We start from the raw sequence: 15066 nt of genomic DNA, 5'->3' as shown, positions 1-15066 counted from the left end.
TAGACCCTAAGGATCTAGTAGAAGCAGCCCCTAATCTATCGTCAAAAAAAGATGAAGGAGGAGCTTTCTATGAAAAATTTAGATGTTCTGATCGGCGGCAACGACGTGGAATCGCTCATCCGACCAACCAACGGTTAACGGCAGAACAAGTTCGGGAAATTCGCCGCAGCGGGACATGGCCCAGCGGATATCGCCTGATCTAAGCTTTAGGCTTATAATGGTTCCATATTATGTGTGCAGAGGATGTGTACGCCTTATGGAACCGATCGTATCCAAACGTTGGCTGTTAGCTAGAATGTATGAACCGGATCTCGTCATCGTCGATTGCCGCTTTGAGCTTGGACAGCCGGAGGCCGGGCGTGCGGCCTACGACGCCGCACATATTCCCGGTGCCGTCTATCTTGATCTGGAACAGGATCTGTCGGCACCGGTCACCACGCATGGCGGGCGTCACCCGCTGCCCGCCCCGGACGAGTTGGCCGCGCGCTTCGCCCGCGCCGGCATCGGCAACGCCACCAGGGTGGTCGCCTACGACGACCAGGGAGGCATGAACGCCTCCCGCCTATGGTGGCTGCTGCGCTGGTTGGGCCATGACGAGGTCTACGTCATGGACGAGGGGTTCGCCGCCTGGCAAGCCGGCGGCTATCCCGTGACCGCAGAGCGGCGGACGATCGTCCCCGCCGCTTTCACCCCCTCGCCCCGGCCGCACCTGCTGGCCGGCGTCGAGGACGTCCGCCGGGCGCTGCGCGATCCCGGCATCCTGCTCGTGGACTCGCGCGCCGCGGATCGCTACGCCGGCTTGCAGGAGCCGCTCGACGTCAAGGCCGGCCACATTCCCGGGGCCATCAACCGGTTTTGGAAGCAGGTGCTGGATGACAGCGGCTCCTGGAAAAGCGAGGGCGAGCTGCGCGAGCAGCTGGCGCCGGTCATCGCCGCCCTCGACGAAGGCCGCGAGGCCATCGTCGAGGGCGGCTCCGGCGTGAGCGCTTGCCCGAACGTGCTCGCCCTCTATCGGCTTGGCTACCCGCAGGTCAAACTGTACGCCGGCAGCTGGAGCGATTGGATTTCTTATCCCGAGAACCCCATCGCGACGGGGGAGGAATAAACGCCAGAATATGGGCCTAGGGACTTTACAAGGCTCGATTTTGGAATATAATATAGTTAGAATTCTAACTAAAGAGGTATCTAATCATGCATCCAAGCGAGCCTATTGAGTGGCAATGGGATAAGGGGCCCATTGGCCGACTGGTCAAGACGGGGTATATCACGCTGCGCAGGGAAGTCGAGGAATTGTTACATCCGCTGGGGTTAACACATACGCAATGGAGTGCGCTCGGCGTCATTCGTCAATATCCAGGAATCTCTCCCTCTCAACTGGAGCCGATTCTAATGATTGAACGTCCGAGCGTCACCAGCTTATTAAAAGGGTTGACGAACAAAGGACTCATCCGTTATAAGGACCATCCGCAAGACGGACGCTCTAAGCTGATTTTTTTGACGGAAGCGGGCAGCCAATTGGCGGAAGAGACGCAGCACTTCACGTCAGTTGTAGAAGAGCGAGTTAAAGCGGAGATGACGGCTGAAGAGTTCGACACCTTAAAGTCGCTCCTCACCAAAATGATCCGTACATTTGAAAAGCAGTAGATTTTTATTTGCACCCCTTTTACGTCTATATAGTTAGAATTCTAATTAAATTGCACTTAGGAGGCAAAGATGATGAAGAGATGGATGCGTATTGTTGGATGGATCGTCGTGGGTTTGACTTCATTGTTTTATATTCAGAGCGGTATTCAGAAGCTGGCGGGGACTGAAGAGATGATCCGGCACTTTCAAGAGATAGGTTATCCGGATTGGAGTCGAATCCTCATTGGCTTGGTGGAAATAGCAGGCGCGGTACTGCTGGTTTGGCCGCGCTTAACCTTGTACGCCGCGACAGCCCTTGGCCTCCTTATGATTGGCGCCGTAGTTTCCGAACTGTCGGCCGGTCAAGGTTTTGGCACCTTGATGGCTGCCCAGTGGTTGGTCGTATTGGTGCTGATCGCAGGGGTGCGCCTCAGAATTGTTTTCCAATCCAAATCTAAATCTAAGCGTGTTGAAAGCCATGCTTGAACCATTGGGCATAAGAAAAACGTCTATCGACGTACATTCAAAGTAGACAGACCGCGTTTAGCGGAAGTTTTTCTTGCGATATCAGGATGCCAATGCCCCGAAGTTTATACTTTCTGGCGTGTAATATAATCAAAATATAAAGAGGAAATCCCCAGCGACTATCGAAGAAAGAAGCACCTGACAGGGAAGCTTCAATCTTACCTACCAACCACAGGAGGTTAAAGTCGCATGGGGAAATCCTCGCACATTCAAGGCCGTAAGGGAACTAAGTTCAGTCAACAGCTAAGGGGCGTTAACCTGGAGCAAGTCCTCATCGTTGCAATCGATGCGGCCAAGCTCCACCAAAAAGCCTTAATATGCAATTATTTCGGCGACATCATTGAAAAACCCTTCTTTTTCTCAGCGAATAATTCTGGTATGGAGCTGCTTTGCAAGAAGATTAATCAAGCGGTTACAGCCACAGAGGCTGTTCGCTTGTTCCTGGGTATTGAGGCAACAGGCCATTACTATGAAGACATCGTCCGCGAGATGGCGAAACGAGGGTACCACGTTCAGATCTTGAATCCGTATACCACCTTCGAGGAACGCGCCGGCGCACTGAATTGGTGCAAAACAGATGATCTTGATCTTGTGGCCATCGCCCATGCCATCAAAAGCAACAAAGCCACTGAAAACCAGCTTTTGAATGGCGTGCAGCGTCAGCTCCATGTCTTGACTCGAGCACGGCGCTCAGAGACACGGAAGCGTGCTTCCTTGCGTACAGAGATTCGAGCACTTATGGACCTCATCTGGCGCGAGTACCAAGGATATGCAGATTATTCAGCCGGTAGAGCTCGAAAAATCAAAGTATTCAGTGACTTCTGGGGGAAAGCCTCGCTCTTCTTCATGGAGCATTATCCACACCCCGCTGCTGTCCTGAAACTAGGGGAGACCGGGCTACGGAAGCTCTCGATTCAGCATAATCTCAAATTGCGAAACACCACCATCCAGAAGCTCTTGCACGTCGCTGAACAAGCGTTATCGAGAAACTTACAGGAACTTCGGCCTGAGCTTATGTTACTGAAAATGAAGCTACGTGACTTACGAACATTTGATGCCAAAATTAATGTTTTGGAACAAGAGATCGAGAACCTTCTCCTTCAGACAGACGGACGACTGCTTCTTACCGTCCCGGGCTTAGGAGTGACTACCGCGGCTGAGCTTTATGCTGAAATCGGCGATGTATCTCAGTACTCGAACGCAAACCAGTTAATTAAGAAAGCTGGCACAAACCCCATTGTTAAGCAAACAGGTGGCGGCAAAGGCTCCTACCGCAAGATTTCCAAACAGGGAAACGATCACCTTCGTTATGCGGTATATCTAGCAGGTAAGAGTCTCTGCATGCATAATAAGGACCTTAAGCCTTTCTATGATCGTCTGAAGGAAAAAGGAAAACATGAACGAGCCATCTTTGTTGCAATGGGTAATAAGATGCTCAAAGTCGCTTTCGCCATGCTGCGAGACCGTTTACCGTTTCAATCGCAGTGCTCTGATTATCACATCCTTGATGAGGTCAATAAGAAGTTGAACTTCAATTGCGTTATGCCGACACTAGCGACGGCCTAACTAAGCAAGATCTTGGAACCGGTCTTTCTGGGACTGAGGGAAGATCGGATCACTTTCTTGGAGACCTTGGATCTCGTATGTCAGCTTTATCCACCTCGCCCTGTGAATGCGAATTGTACGTTAGCGTATACTCTGCACTCAGCCAGATTGCATCGCAGGATTGAAAAAACGAGGCTATTTCCTTTCAAGTCCGAGAAAGGCCGGTTTCAAGCATCGCTTCTCTGTCAGTTGCTAACTTTTTTGAAAATCTGGGGGGTTAGGTGTGTTTGGGTTACCCAGAAACCTAAAAATTCTACTTGACATAGTACGCTGATATCTTAAAAAATGGCGCCAGAAACCGGCGCCTTCACCATTTACAGATCCACCTCTACCATCGACTGGGCGGTCTCCGGATAATCGGTGATGATGCCGTCGATCGGATATTTGAGCACTTCCTTCATGTCCCTCCGGGTATTCACGGTCCACACCCAAACCTCGCGGCCGTCGGCATGGGCCTGGTTCACCAGGAAATCGGTTAACATCACCTGCTCAATCGTATAGAAATCGACGTCGAGCACCGATAGATCTCCGAGGGCGAAGAACAGAATTCGCCCGATCTTGATCTCGGGAGCCAATTCACGGATGCGGCTAAGCACTTCGCCGTCGAAGGATTGCACTCTCACCTCTTCCTCGGCTCCAGCTTCCTTGATGAGGCGGACAACCTCCTCCGCCAGCGCTTCACTAGGGGAGCCGTTGGGCTTCAGGTCCAGCAGCAGCTTGATTCGCCCTTGCGCCTCGGCGAGCACGCTGGACAACGAGGGGATATGTATCGGATAATCGTTCGCATCGATGCCGATGCTCAGTTGCTGCACTTCGTTGAAGCTCATATCCGCGATCCGCTTCCGCAAGCCTGTCATCCGTCGCAGGTCGGAATCGTGGTTTAACACAGCGACGCCATCCTTGGTCAACTGCACGTCCAACTCCACGACTTGAAGGCCTTTGTCGATCGCGGAGATCAGGGCAGGCAGCGAATTTTCCGGAGCATTCGACGTATCCCCGCGATGCACTGCGATCTGCACGTTCCATTTTGCGTAGACGAGACTCTCGTTCGCCCGCAAACCGATCAGCAGCGCTAGCGAAATATAAAGGGTCGCGCTTAGGACATACACCATCCTTTTCCACTTTAGCCCCTTCCACCAATCTACGATCTGGTTCTCCAGACGACCGATTCGGCTGCGGCGCACCTGCAGCTGATCCCTTGGCCGAATCCATTTTAAGCGGCCCAACGCATAATAAAGTCTCGTCAGCACGAACAGGTTGATTGGCAGCAGCAGAAGCTCCAGCAGATAAGCCAGTACCGTCGTAACCGGCAGTGAATAGTGCTGGGACACCAACGCAAGCACATCCAGATCAAGCCAGGAAGGGATGTGCCCAAGGGCAGTCACCACCGCGGAGGTGACCCCGACCACCGTACAGTTAAACAGAAGCAGCGTTCCAAACAGCCGCCACCGCCGACCTTGCGTCAGCTCATGGCTTTGGCGAACCGCCTGCCGGAGATTCATATCCTCGAGCACGATACAATGCAGGACGAAAATCCAGCGGAGCAAAGTATAGAGCAGCCCTGCGATCAGCACGAGATAAGCTACGGTCATGGTGAATGAGGCATCCAGCACTTGATTGTTCAAGAAGATCGGCACGTTAAACAACGCGTAAAACGAAGCCGACAGCGGCGAGTCCACAAACGGAATCAAGAGCAGCAACAACAGCAGCAGCTGGAATACGCCAAACCCGAACAGCTTGGGCATTTTATGCAGCACCGTTAACACAGCATCAGAAATGGCAATCGACTTGCCAAAAAAGCGCTGCTGAATCAGCACGATGAGGACCAACAATTCAATCAGCAGGGTAAAAGAGGCAACAAGCCCGATGAGAGTCAGTCCCGCCACACCTTTATAGCTCAACCCGATCCGGTAAACCTCCCCGTTCAACAGGGAACCGGAGCCGACCACCCGGAGAACCCGGTTGAACAGAAACGTCGTAACCGGCAGGACAAAGACGCTTGTGGCCAGCATATACAGCAGCTGAAACAGCAGCAGCTTACCGGAATACTTGCGGAAGTCACGGATGCTTCTGCCGATCAGTTTAAGCATGGACCCCCTTCCCTGTTCCATCAGGTCCACCGCGCAGCCCAAACCTTCATCTCATGACATATGACATGCAAGTCCATCCCCTTCGGCGTAAGCGTGTATTCGACCGTCACGGGAACGGTAGGATACACTGTACGCTCCAGTACGCCCTTCTCCTCCAGATGGCGCAACGTACTGGTTAACGCCCGTGGACTCACTTGAGGGATTCGGCGTTGCAGCTCCCCAAAACGCAGCGTCCCTCCAAACAGCTCGCGGATCACGAGGAACGCCCATTTTCCTCCGAGGACGTCCAACGTTTTTTCGATATTGCATTCGATATGCTCCGGCGTTTTCGGAATGTAATTGCTAGCCTTGCGGATGCTGTTCATTCGTAAAAACCTCCCCTGGAAGTGTTGCTTTAGTGATGTATAAGAGTTGCTATTTCAGGCGATATAGGTTCGTTATAGGGCGCTATACTTTTTATAGTAAGTATCATAGATATAATTTAGTGAAGGAGTTTTCACTTCTTTCAATTGTATATGAACTTTTATAGAATGAAAATGGTTCCAACACAAATGCTCAAGGAGGATGATGAAACATGGAATATAGAAGACTAGGCGGAAGCGGCCTCAAAGTCAGTGAAATCAGCTTGGGAAGCTGGCTGACTTACGGCGGGTACGTCGAACATGAAAACGCGGAGAAATCGATCAAAACCGCTTACGATCTAGGGATCAACTTCTTTGACACCGCCAATGTATACGAAAAAGGGGCCGCCGAAGAGCTGGTGGGCAAAGCGCTTAAAGCTTACCCCCGGGAATCCTATGTATTGGCTACGAAAGCGTTCTGGCCGATGGGGGATGGACCTAACGATCGCGGTTTGTCGCGGAAGCACGTCATGGAGCAGGTCCATGCCAGCCTGAAGCGTCTTGGCCATGATTATATCGATATCTTTTATTGCCACCGTCACGATCCGGAGACACCGCTTTACGAAACGCTGCGCACGATCGATGACCTGATCCGTCAAGGCAAAATCCTGTACGCCGGCGTCAGCGAATGGCAAGCCTCACAAATTGCGGAAGCTGTTGGCTTGGCCGATCGTTACCTGCTGGATCGCATCGTCGTGAATCAGCCGGTATATAACATGTTTAATCGTTATATCGAGAAGGAAGTCATCCCGGTCAGCGAACGTCACGGCATCGGCCAGGTGGTCTTCTCTCCGCTGGCTCAAGGTCTGCTAACCGGTAAATATACATCTGCAACCGATATTCCGCAGGACAGCCGTGCAGCCAAGCTGGAATGGGTTCGCAAAGGCATTACGGAAGAGAACATCGCCAAGGTGAAGCAGCTTGAGGGAATTGCCGCTGAACTTGGCATCACGGTAGGTAACCTGGCCCTGGCTTGGATTTTGCGCCAAAACAACGTGGCCAGCGCACTGGTTGGCGCCAGCCGTCCGGAACAGGTGATCGAGAACGCCAAAGCTTCCGGCATCAAACTAAGCGAGGACGTGCTGACGCGGATCGAAGAGATTCTGAACTAAGAAGGAGTCGAAGCAGCCATGGCTAAAGTCGTAGTTACCGGGGGAAGCGGAATGTTAGGGCGCTACGTTGTACGAGAATTCGTCGAACGCGGGTATGACGTGCTGAACGTAGACGTCCGGCCTTCGGAAGACCCGGTCTGTCCGACGTTGATCGCCGATCTGGAGCAGCTTGGCGAATGCTACAGCGCGCTGACCGGCGCGGACGCGGTTGTTCATCTCGCCGCGATTCCCGCCGCGCATATCCGCACGCCGGAGGTCACCTTTCGCAATAATGTGATGTCGACGTACAACATTTTGCAGGCTGCGGAAGGGCTGGGCATCCGCAAGGCGGTGATCGCCTCCAGCGAATCCTCCTACGGCATCGTCTTTGCGGTGCATCCGCCCGCCCCGAAATACGTGCCGGTGGATGAAGCGCACCCACAGCTCCCCGAGGAAAGCTACGGCTTGTCCAAGGTGGTGAACGAGCTGACCGCGGACATGTTCCACCGCCGCACCGGAATGCAGATCGTATCGCTGCGGCTGGGCAACGTGATTCCGCCGGAACGCTATGAAACGTTCCCGTCCTTCATCCACGATCCGGCTCAGCGGGAACGCATCCTGTGGAGCTACATCGATACGCGCGATGCGGCAACCGCATGCCGGCTGGCCGTCGAAGCGGACGGCCTCGGCGCGGTGGCGCTGAACATCGCCGCGGACGACTCCAGCATGGCGATTCGCAGCCGGGAGCTGATGGCCGCCCGCTTCCCGGGCGTCACAGACTTCCGCGCGCCGCTGGAAGGGCACGAAACGCTGCTCAGCAACGAGAAAGCCAAACAACTGCTTGGATGGCAGCCTGTCCATTTCTGGCGGGATGAAGTTAAGCCATAAACCGCCTGCGGCTGTTCACGCAGAAGAACCCGGCTCCGCCGATACGGAGCCGGGTTCTTTTTTTACTAGCCTTACTGTATCCCAAAACCGCGTTTTTCTGATATCTTAGAGGAAGTCATACCAATCAACGAATACATCGAATCAGGAGATTTCCGTTATGCGCAAACACATTGTAGCCATCGATATGGACGATACCCTATGCCATCTCGTGCCCAAAGCGATTTACTATCATAATCTGCAGTTTCCCGACCGTCAGCTCACCATGGACCAAATGACCAGCTTTGATATGACACAAATCTGGCATCCCGAGTGTAATGAAGATCTCTTCTTCGGACGCCCCGGCTTGTATGAGGAGCTGGAGATCTTTGATGAGCATACCGTCGAGGAAGTACGCAAAATGACGCAGGAGCATGATGTGATCATCGTTACGGCCGCCCGCCCCTCATCTGTACAGGAAAAATGGAACTGGCTGCAACGCTGGATGCCGTTTATCCCGTTTGAGAACTTCTTCGTCGCCAAGCGAAAAACGCTGCTGGACTTCGACCTGATAATCGATGACGGGCCGCATAATTTGCAGCCTGCCAAGGAAGCTGGCCGGCTCACCATCGGGATCCCACGCCCGTGGAACGCCTCGATTCAGCAGCAATTCCTCATGAAGGATTCATGGGAAGGCATGAGCGACTTGGTGAACCAGCTGTTGGCTGAACGTTTCCCAAGGGAATAGCTCAGCGGCTACTGCAGATGCCCCCGGATGGGAGCCGAAGTTGTTTCCCCGAAGGACACGTTTACGGCATGGCGGATCTCTACGCCTTCCTCCAGCAGTTCGATTTCGATGCTGGACCGGAACGGCGTCTCCAAACTCAGCTTCCCGCTCCGAATCCGCCTGCATCCGAGGCGGCTCCAAAACCAGCCCCTCCAGGACATGCCGCAGCTCTTTGATGCAGCGATGTAACATTTTCCAGGCGCTGAATATCTCCAAATTTCGCGCCAGCCTATCCAACAACCGAATCGAAGTATGCTAGAATAAAGAGCATGGTTGCGATAGAACGAATAGAAAGGGACGTCATCGTTGGCACAATTATTTTACAAGTACGGAGCAATGAACAGCGGCAAATCTATCGAAATTTTGAAGGTTGCCCACAATTATGAAGAGCAGAACAAACCGGTGCTGCTCTTTACTTCGGCGATCGATAACCGTGACGAGGTTGGTTATGTCTCCTCGCGGATTGGATTGCGCCGGCAGGCTATTCCGATTTATCCGGACACGAACCTCTTCGAAATTGTCAAAAATCATACCCCGCGCTTATACTGCGTATTGGTCGATGAATGCCAATTCCTCGGTGAGAACAACATTAAGCAGCTGGTCCGCATCGTCGATGAGCTGGATATTCCCGTGATGGCTTTCGGGTTGAAAAACGATTTCCAGAACCAGTTGTTCGAGGGCAGCCGCCTGCTGCTGATTTATGCGGACAAAATCGAGGAAATGAAAACGATCTGCTGGTTCTGCGCCCGCAAAGCAACGATGAACCTGCGGGTGGAGAACGGCAAACCCGTTTACACCGGCGAGCAGATCCAAATCGGCGGCAACGAGTCGTATTACCCGGTATGCCGGAAATGCCACGCCAACCCGCCGCTGTAATACTTCCGAATCTAAAAAAACGGACCGGCTAACGCCGGTCCGTTCGTCGTTTTTAATCCATATCGTAAATCGTGCCCACCTTCAGCCCGTACAGCTCGTTGTAGATCTTTTCTGCATAGGCGTCCGTCATGCCGGCAATATAATCGATGATCATATGCTCCCATGTCCAGATCGGTTTGGGCTTGGCCTGATCCCGGTCAAACCGGCGCAGCCAGTCACCGGGAATGATCGACTTGCTTGTCTCCGGATCCACGAAGGCATCCCACAGCCGCTTGATAATCCATGCGCTGCGCTTCTGCAGCCGTTGGACCCGCAAATCGCGGATCATCGTCACCCAAGCGAAGCTCTTCAGCACGCTCACCGTCCGCAGCATATCCTTATCCTCCTGCCCGTCCTTCACGAACGTGACCTTCTGCCAATCGCCGTCATCGATAACTCCCAGGCAGCCGACGAACAGGCTGACCCAATAGGCCTTCACCTCCCGGCGCGTGCGGGAATAGTCATGATCACACACCGGCATTTTGACATTCCAGATGCGCAGGAAATCGTCCAGCACCTCGGCCACCTTGACCTGAATTTGCTGCGGCTGCCATCCCGCCCAGCAAGCATCCTCCAACGTCATGATTTTCTCGACGATCAGTCTCTGAATGTGCGAGTCCTTGAGGAAATGCTCGTGCACCTCGATTTTTCCCGCCTTGATGCCATCCTCGAGATCGTGGGCCGAATAAGCGATGTCGTCGCAAAGGTCCATCAGCTGCGCCTCAAACGTCTTCTTCCCTTCGGGAATGCCCCAGCGGTCGCGAATGAAGGAGATGTACTCCCATTCATGCAGATATAACCCTTTCTTGTTGATCGTACCGGGATAAGGGTATTTATTTGTTCCAAGCAGCACCGCATCGGATAAGTTCAACCCGTCGATGTTTTCCCGCTTCTCCAGGAACATCATCAGCCGGAAATTGTGGGCGTTGCCTTCAAAATGCTCATATTTCTGACGGAATGCTGCCCTCGTTTGCTGCTCTTCCTCCGGAGTGGGCTGTTTGCCTTTAAGGGCAGTCCGTACCTTCTCCTCAATGAGCTTCTCCAATATTTGATCCAGCACCTCTTCGCCCTTGTGGCCAAACGGCGGATGGCCAAAATCATGGCAAATAGCGGCGCATTCCACCACCTCCGGATCGATGACCAAGCCTGGATGCTCGGCGCGGTCGGCCGCCAGCTCCGGATACGTGCGCAGAAGGCTGCGCGCCGCTTCCCGGGCGATCTGGGCGACCTCGAGCGAATGCGTCAGCCGGGTTCGATAATAATCGCCTGTGCCGGCCCCAAATACTTGCGATTTCCCCTGCAGCCGGCGGAAGGTCGGGGAATGGATCAACCGCGAATAGTCGCGTTCAAAGGTGGCACGGTTATTTTCGTGTCCGATATTGTCCGGGTATTGGCGGTGCTCCCTGAGTTCGTGGATATTCATGGCTCTTGCACTCCTTGTCGCGTTCTCTCTTTTCTGTTATTGTAGCCGTCCGCAGCCGGAACATAAAGCGCCGCCCCCCAAATTTGTTACCCTACAAAAAAATCACCCCGCAAACGCGGGGCTTTGCTCTAGACGCTTTATTGTTCTTACGATACACCAAGCCTCCAGGGTTCACCGCCTCCGGTCCGATTGATGTCGGCGCCAGGTTCCTCGCTCTCCCGATGACAGCACCCGCATTCCCAGGCCTCCTGCAACAACCACACATAATCCAGTGATTCCTGCAGGTCCAGCGATTCTCCGGGAATCACCTGCCTCCTTCCCTCCATTAACGCATAGACTTCGATATCGCCGGGCGGACGGCCAAATGCGCTGTGCCAAAACACGTTGACCAGATGGATAAAAGCTTGCGTGATGCTCTCATTCTCCTCCACGAGGAACTTCTGCACGGTCACCCGATCCGGGTTCCCCCGCTCTTGCCATACCGCTTGAAAAATAATAGACAAATGCAGATCCAGCCCCGCGACGTGCGTTCCCCAATTCTCATATAAAGCTAAGGGATACTCGTATATCCTCGTCCCCGTAATGAAAGTTAATTCCGACACCATCCGGTGGTACACCTGCCAGTAGAACAAGGGATCCGGAAAATCACGCTGATTCCGCGGCCAACGCCGGTTCAGCAGCACCTGGATCGGCGTATGTAAACGGACCGCCGGGAGAAGCGTGAAATAATCGTTGATGGCGTGACCCACTGCGTATTGCACGCGTTGCTGCCAGGAGATGCAAGAACCGCCGCCTGTTGGGCCGTACGATTGGCTGTACGTTTGGTTGTACGTTTGGCCGCACGCCCCTGCCGGACCGCTCGAGTCCAACTTCAGCGAACGCAGCCATTTTTCGAGCTCATAATCCGCAAGCTGCTTGGTCATGGCTGATTCAGCGCTCCTATGCGTTGTGCGAAATTGGCCCCGAACTCCCGGCACAATACCTTCTCCTCCGGACTTGGGCCGTATTCCACCTTGAGCGGCGGTTGGACGATGACCGCCCCGTTTTCCCGAAGCCGCTGCTCTAATTCATCTACGGCGGCGCAATACAGACGGTAGGAAGTATCTCCGCTGCCAAATACGGCAGCCCGGAATCCCGCCAAATTCAGCTCCTTCATTTCATCCACGAAATCGGCAAATTCGTCGGGAAGCTCCCCGTCTCCCCATGTATAAGCACCTAACAGGCAGGCATCATATTCCAACAAGCGTATGGCGTTGCAATCCTCCACCATCTTCAGATCCACAGCCGCTCCGGTTCCGCGAATCCCTTCAGCGATTAGTTCAGCCATTTCCTCCGTATTCCCGGTCAAGCTGGCATAGACGATGATGATATTGCTCATTCCCTCTCCAACTCCTTCCAAGTACATGACTTGATAACCGAAGTATAATTGATAATGATTATCATTGTCAATAATAGGGCGGCTAGTATCTTCTTCACACCTCTTTGCACGATTATCCCTTTCGTTCAGAACTGGGGATTGAGTGGAAGTGGAAGTTCACTGGGGGAGCCTTGCAGTGGAAAGGGACCTGGTGGGGATCGTCGGTTTTGGATTACACTACCTATCTGATGCAACGGGATAATCCTCAAAAAGAAGGGAGCGGATAGACACCATCAATAATAGCCGGAACCCCTTAAATGGAGTATCCGGCTTCTTCTTTTACTATACGAGCGATCAGCTCATTCCTACCCACGCATCGTTGGAGTAGCCGCGCTGCTCCCAATATCCGACATGCTCGCCTTCGATGAGCTCGATGCGGTTCAGCCACTTCACCGACTTGTAGGCGTACATTTTCGGCACGATCAGTCTTACCGGACCACCCAAGTCGCTCGGTATCGGCTTGCCGTCGTGCATCACCGCGACCATACAATCGTCCATATTCGCCTGATCCAAGGTGAGGGTATCGGTGTAGACGCCGTCCCCCGAATAGAACTTCACCGTTTTGGCGTTTGGCTTTACGCCGGCTTTTTGGAGCAGCTCCCGCAGCGGGATGCCTTCCCAAGTATTATTGTACACCGACCAGCCCGTCACACAGTGAAAATTACTCACCTGCACCTTCCGCTTCAGCTTGAGGAAGTCCTCCCAGCTCCATTTGAACTTGTTGTTCACCAGACCGTCGATCGTAAACGACCAGTTCTCGTTGGAGAAAGACGGAATGTCCGTGACCGTATATACCCGAAAATGTCCCTGCGCCCCGCCGCCAACTGGGCGAGCCTCGGGTTTAATCGACCGTCGGGCCGGTTCCTTCAACCATTTGGTCCGGGTTAAGGAGTGGTAAATGATGTACGGCAAACCGATCCAGGTTAATAAATCGTGCACGGTCAGTGCCGTATTGGACACTCTCGGACCCACCGCCTTGAACTGCCACAGCAGCACGCCCGAGCCAAACCAGCCCAGCAGTAAAGTTTCTTGCCATACCCTTTGCGCAGGCGCTCCAGCATTCCCTTCATACCTCCCCTCCTCCTTATTTTTGTTGTATATTCTCAGAACGCCTGCCATCATTCGCCTCAAGCACCGTGAACCAAAACGTACTGCCCCTCGTCTCCGATTCAACAACGCCGAAAGATCGAGCACCAGTAAATCGGGATGACCATCATTTCGTTGTCCTTCATCTCATTGCCCATCATGTCCTGACCCATTTCGCCGTCTTTCATCTCTTCGCCCATCATCTCTTGCCCCATTTCGTTACTGCCGGAAGAATTGTTCATCTCGGTGGAGGCGTTGGCCCCGTCATTCATCATGTTCCCTTTGTTCATGTCATTGTTTTTGGCACCGCAAGCGGCTAACGTCAGCATGGCCCCCCAGCATAAGAATCAATCCGATTTTTTCATAATATTTCTTCCTTTCGTTATTTTTAGCTTTGTTCGTCCATCATCTTAGCGAAAAATGCTAACCATCTAAGAACAAACCGCTTGCGAATGTGTTAGAAAAGTCTTACGAAAGTCCTACAAAACCGCCACAAAATCAGAAAACCCGTCCCAGGTTAAGCCTGAAACGGGTTCAATTCGATTTAACGGGGACGACCCGCAATCCCATACATCAACAGGTCCACCGTGTGTTCAATTTCTTCGTCTTCATCGATCGGAAAATCCGGCACGAGGAGTACATGAACCAGAATCATCCCAATCATGACGCTGGCACCGGTTCTGACGATCCGCCATGGCGGCGCTTCAACAAGCTGCCCCTTTTCCTGAAAATGCAGAACAACTCGCTTGATCCGCTGAAAGACGATCTCGGAGGCCAAACTCTTCACCTGCTCCAGCAGCTCCGGCTGAAACGGGACCTCCTGGATCAGTATTTTGATAATCCGCATATTCTCCCGAACAAACTTGAAACGATCCTTCGCCAGCGCGCGAAAAAAGTCCTCCGCCCGCTCATAGGGCATCTCGATCATTTTGGCAAAATCCCGCAGCAGAAACGGCGCAACCAGCTTGATCACAATTGGTCCGGCGATAGACAGCAGCAGATCTTTCTTCGTCTTATAGTGGCGGAAAATCGTTCCCTCAGCTACCCCGGCCTTTTGCGCGATTTCACTGGTGGATGTGGCGGCATACCCTTTCTCGGCAAAAATCTCCGTCGCCGCCTCCAAAATTTTGATCTGCTTCTCCGTCTTCTTCTCCGTATCTTCTTCCGTCAACCGGATCAAGTCCTCCAGCCACTGCTCTTTCTTCTCCGACATAGAGGCCTCTCTCCTTTCCCTTCGTA

General features: G+C 53.1%; 17 protein-coding genes. 8 read left to right on the top strand and 9 right to left on the bottom strand.

The window, feature by feature from the left end; all coding sequences use genetic code 11:
* Positions 1-256: 256 nt before the first annotated feature.
* The 4 genes from ACL02P_RS21660 (at position 257) to ACL02P_RS21645 (ending at position 3714) form a co-directional block, all read left to right on the top strand.
* Positions 257-1105 (top strand): sulfurtransferase, encoded by an 849-nt coding sequence (locus ACL02P_RS21660; protein WP_412838059.1) that lies wholly within the window; start codon positions 257-259, stop codon positions 1103-1105.
* An 86-nt stretch (positions 1106-1191) separates the two neighbouring features.
* A complete protein-coding gene (locus tag ACL02P_RS21655; protein ID WP_009224501.1) occupies positions 1192-1644 on the top strand; it encodes a MarR family winged helix-turn-helix transcriptional regulator in 453 nt (150 codons plus the stop codon).
* Between the two features lie 69 nt (positions 1645-1713).
* Positions 1714-2109 carry a DoxX family protein gene (locus ACL02P_RS21650; protein ID WP_412838058.1) on the top strand — a complete coding sequence of 132 codons (396 nt, stop codon included), beginning with the start codon at positions 1714-1716 and terminating at the stop codon, positions 2107-2109.
* A gap of 228 nt (positions 2110-2337) precedes the next feature.
* Positions 2338-3714, top strand: coding sequence for an IS110 family transposase (locus tag ACL02P_RS21645; RefSeq protein ID WP_009227146.1), 1377 nt, complete (start codon positions 2338-2340; stop codon positions 3712-3714).
* 353 nt (positions 3715-4067) lie between these two features.
* Here the strand turns inward: ACL02P_RS21645 and ACL02P_RS21640 are convergent, their stop codons facing one another.
* Together ACL02P_RS21640 and ACL02P_RS21635 are read right to left on the bottom strand one after the other, a co-directional pair.
* A complete protein-coding gene (locus ACL02P_RS21640; protein WP_412838057.1) occupies positions 4068-5843 on the bottom strand; it encodes a glycerophosphoryl diester phosphodiesterase membrane domain-containing protein in 1776 nt (591 codons plus the stop codon).
* Positions 5844-5863: 20 nt separating this feature from the next.
* On the bottom strand, positions 5864-6208 hold the full coding sequence (locus ACL02P_RS21635; RefSeq protein ID WP_009224498.1) for a winged helix-turn-helix transcriptional regulator: 345 nt from the start codon (positions 6206-6208) through the stop codon (positions 5864-5866).
* Positions 6209-6417: 209 nt separating this feature from the next.
* Here ACL02P_RS21635 and ACL02P_RS21630 point away from each other — a divergent pair, with 209 nt between their 5' ends.
* From ACL02P_RS21630 to ACL02P_RS21620, 3 genes are all read left to right on the top strand, one after another.
* Positions 6418-7356 (top strand): aldo/keto reductase family protein, encoded by a 939-nt coding sequence (locus ACL02P_RS21630; RefSeq protein WP_412838056.1) that lies wholly within the window; start codon positions 6418-6420, stop codon positions 7354-7356.
* 18 nt (positions 7357-7374) lie between these two features.
* The gene (locus ACL02P_RS21625) at positions 7375-8223 is read left to right on the top strand and encodes an NAD-dependent epimerase/dehydratase family protein (protein WP_412838055.1); all 849 of its coding nucleotides are present in this window, start codon (positions 7375-7377) and stop codon (positions 8221-8223) included.
* A 157-nt stretch (positions 8224-8380) separates the two neighbouring features.
* Positions 8381-8947, top strand: a complete 567-nt coding sequence (locus ACL02P_RS21620; RefSeq protein WP_009224496.1) for a 5' nucleotidase, NT5C type — start codon at positions 8381-8383, stop codon at positions 8945-8947.
* A gap of 8 nt (positions 8948-8955) precedes the next feature.
* Here the strand turns inward: ACL02P_RS21620 and ACL02P_RS21615 are convergent, their stop codons facing one another.
* Entirely contained in the window at positions 8956-9147 is a 192-nt protein-coding gene (locus ACL02P_RS21615; RefSeq protein WP_198136181.1) for a hypothetical protein, read from the bottom strand.
* A 145-nt stretch (positions 9148-9292) separates the two neighbouring features.
* Between ACL02P_RS21615 and ACL02P_RS21610 the strand changes: the two genes are divergently transcribed.
* Positions 9293-9862 (top strand): thymidine kinase, encoded by a 570-nt coding sequence (locus ACL02P_RS21610; protein ID WP_009224495.1) that lies wholly within the window; start codon positions 9293-9295, stop codon positions 9860-9862.
* A 52-nt stretch (positions 9863-9914) separates the two neighbouring features.
* Here the strand turns inward: ACL02P_RS21610 and ACL02P_RS21605 are convergent, their stop codons facing one another.
* The 6 genes from ACL02P_RS21605 to ACL02P_RS21580 all read right to left on the bottom strand — a co-directional run bounded on the left by ACL02P_RS21605 (position 9915) and on the right by ACL02P_RS21580 (position 15040).
* Positions 9915-11324 carry a dGTP triphosphohydrolase gene (locus ACL02P_RS21605; protein ID WP_323079236.1) on the bottom strand — a complete coding sequence of 470 codons (1410 nt, stop codon included), beginning with the start codon at positions 11322-11324 and terminating at the stop codon, positions 9915-9917.
* Between the two features lie 146 nt (positions 11325-11470).
* Entirely contained in the window at positions 11471-12247 is a 777-nt protein-coding gene (locus ACL02P_RS21600) for a hypothetical protein (protein WP_412838054.1), read from the bottom strand.
* Positions 12244-12702, bottom strand: a complete 459-nt coding sequence (locus ACL02P_RS21595; RefSeq protein WP_009224443.1) for a flavodoxin — start codon at positions 12700-12702, stop codon at positions 12244-12246. Before ACL02P_RS21595 ends, ACL02P_RS21600 begins: the two co-directional genes overlap by 4 nt.
* A 333-nt stretch (positions 12703-13035) precedes the next feature.
* A complete protein-coding gene (locus ACL02P_RS21590; protein ID WP_412838053.1) occupies positions 13036-13863 on the bottom strand; it encodes a molybdopterin-dependent oxidoreductase in 828 nt (275 codons plus the stop codon).
* Positions 13864-13910: 47 nt separating this feature from the next.
* Positions 13911-14156, bottom strand: a complete 246-nt coding sequence (locus tag ACL02P_RS21585) for a hypothetical protein (RefSeq protein WP_009224441.1) — start codon at positions 14154-14156, stop codon at positions 13911-13913.
* A 215-nt stretch (positions 14157-14371) separates the two neighbouring features.
* On the bottom strand, positions 14372-15040 hold the full coding sequence (locus ACL02P_RS21580; RefSeq protein ID WP_009224440.1) for a TetR/AcrR family transcriptional regulator: 669 nt from the start codon (positions 15038-15040) through the stop codon (positions 14372-14374).
* Positions 15041-15066: the final 26 nt, after the last annotated feature.

Origin of the sequence: Paenibacillus sp. MB22_1 (genome assembly GCF_047200555.1) — a bacterium.
GTDB classification, from domain to species: domain Bacteria; phylum Bacillota; class Bacilli; order Paenibacillales; family Paenibacillaceae; genus Fontibacillus; species Fontibacillus phoenicis.
The sequence above is the reverse complement of the archived record's forward strand: the minus strand, read 5'-3'. Positions and strand labels throughout refer to the sequence as shown.

Coding starts and splice junctions, on each gene's coding strand:
- ACL02P_RS21660 (WP_412838059.1), top strand. CDS start 257: ATGGAACCGATCGTATCCAAACGTTGGCTGTTAGCTAGAATGTATGAA.
- ACL02P_RS21655 (WP_009224501.1), top strand. CDS start 1,192: ATGCATCCAAGCGAGCCTATTGAGTGGCAATGGGATAAGGGGCCCATT.
- ACL02P_RS21650 (WP_412838058.1), top strand. CDS start 1,714: ATGATGAAGAGATGGATGCGTATTGTTGGATGGATCGTCGTGGGTTTG.
- ACL02P_RS21645 (WP_009227146.1), top strand. CDS start 2,338: ATGGGGAAATCCTCGCACATTCAAGGCCGTAAGGGAACTAAGTTCAGT.
- ACL02P_RS21640 (WP_412838057.1), bottom strand. CDS start 5,843: ATGCTTAAACTGATCGGCAGAAGCATCCGTGACTTCCGCAAGTATTCC.
- ACL02P_RS21635 (WP_009224498.1), bottom strand. CDS start 6,208: ATGAACAGCATCCGCAAGGCTAGCAATTACATTCCGAAAACGCCGGAG.
- ACL02P_RS21630 (WP_412838056.1), top strand. CDS start 6,418: ATGGAATATAGAAGACTAGGCGGAAGCGGCCTCAAAGTCAGTGAAATC.
- ACL02P_RS21625 (WP_412838055.1), top strand. CDS start 7,375: ATGGCTAAAGTCGTAGTTACCGGGGGAAGCGGAATGTTAGGGCGCTAC.
- ACL02P_RS21620 (WP_009224496.1), top strand. CDS start 8,381: ATGCGCAAACACATTGTAGCCATCGATATGGACGATACCCTATGCCAT.
- ACL02P_RS21615 (WP_198136181.1), bottom strand. CDS start 9,147: ATGTCCTGGAGGGGCTGGTTTTGGAGCCGCCTCGGATGCAGGCGGATT.
- ACL02P_RS21605 (WP_323079236.1), bottom strand. CDS start 11,324: ATGAATATCCACGAACTCAGGGAGCACCGCCAATACCCGGACAATATC.
- ACL02P_RS21600 (WP_412838054.1), bottom strand. CDS start 12,247: ATGACCAAGCAGCTTGCGGATTATGAGCTCGAAAAATGGCTGCGTTCG.
- ACL02P_RS21595 (WP_009224443.1), bottom strand. CDS start 12,702: ATGAGCAATATCATCATCGTCTATGCCAGCTTGACCGGGAATACGGAG.
- ACL02P_RS21590 (WP_412838053.1), bottom strand. CDS start 13,863: ATGATGGCAGGCGTTCTGAGAATATACAACAAAAATAAGGAGGAGGGG.
- ACL02P_RS21585 (WP_009224441.1), bottom strand. CDS start 14,156: ATGCTGACGTTAGCCGCTTGCGGTGCCAAAAACAATGACATGAACAAA.
- ACL02P_RS21580 (WP_009224440.1), bottom strand. CDS start 15,040: ATGTCGGAGAAGAAAGAGCAGTGGCTGGAGGACTTGATCCGGTTGACG.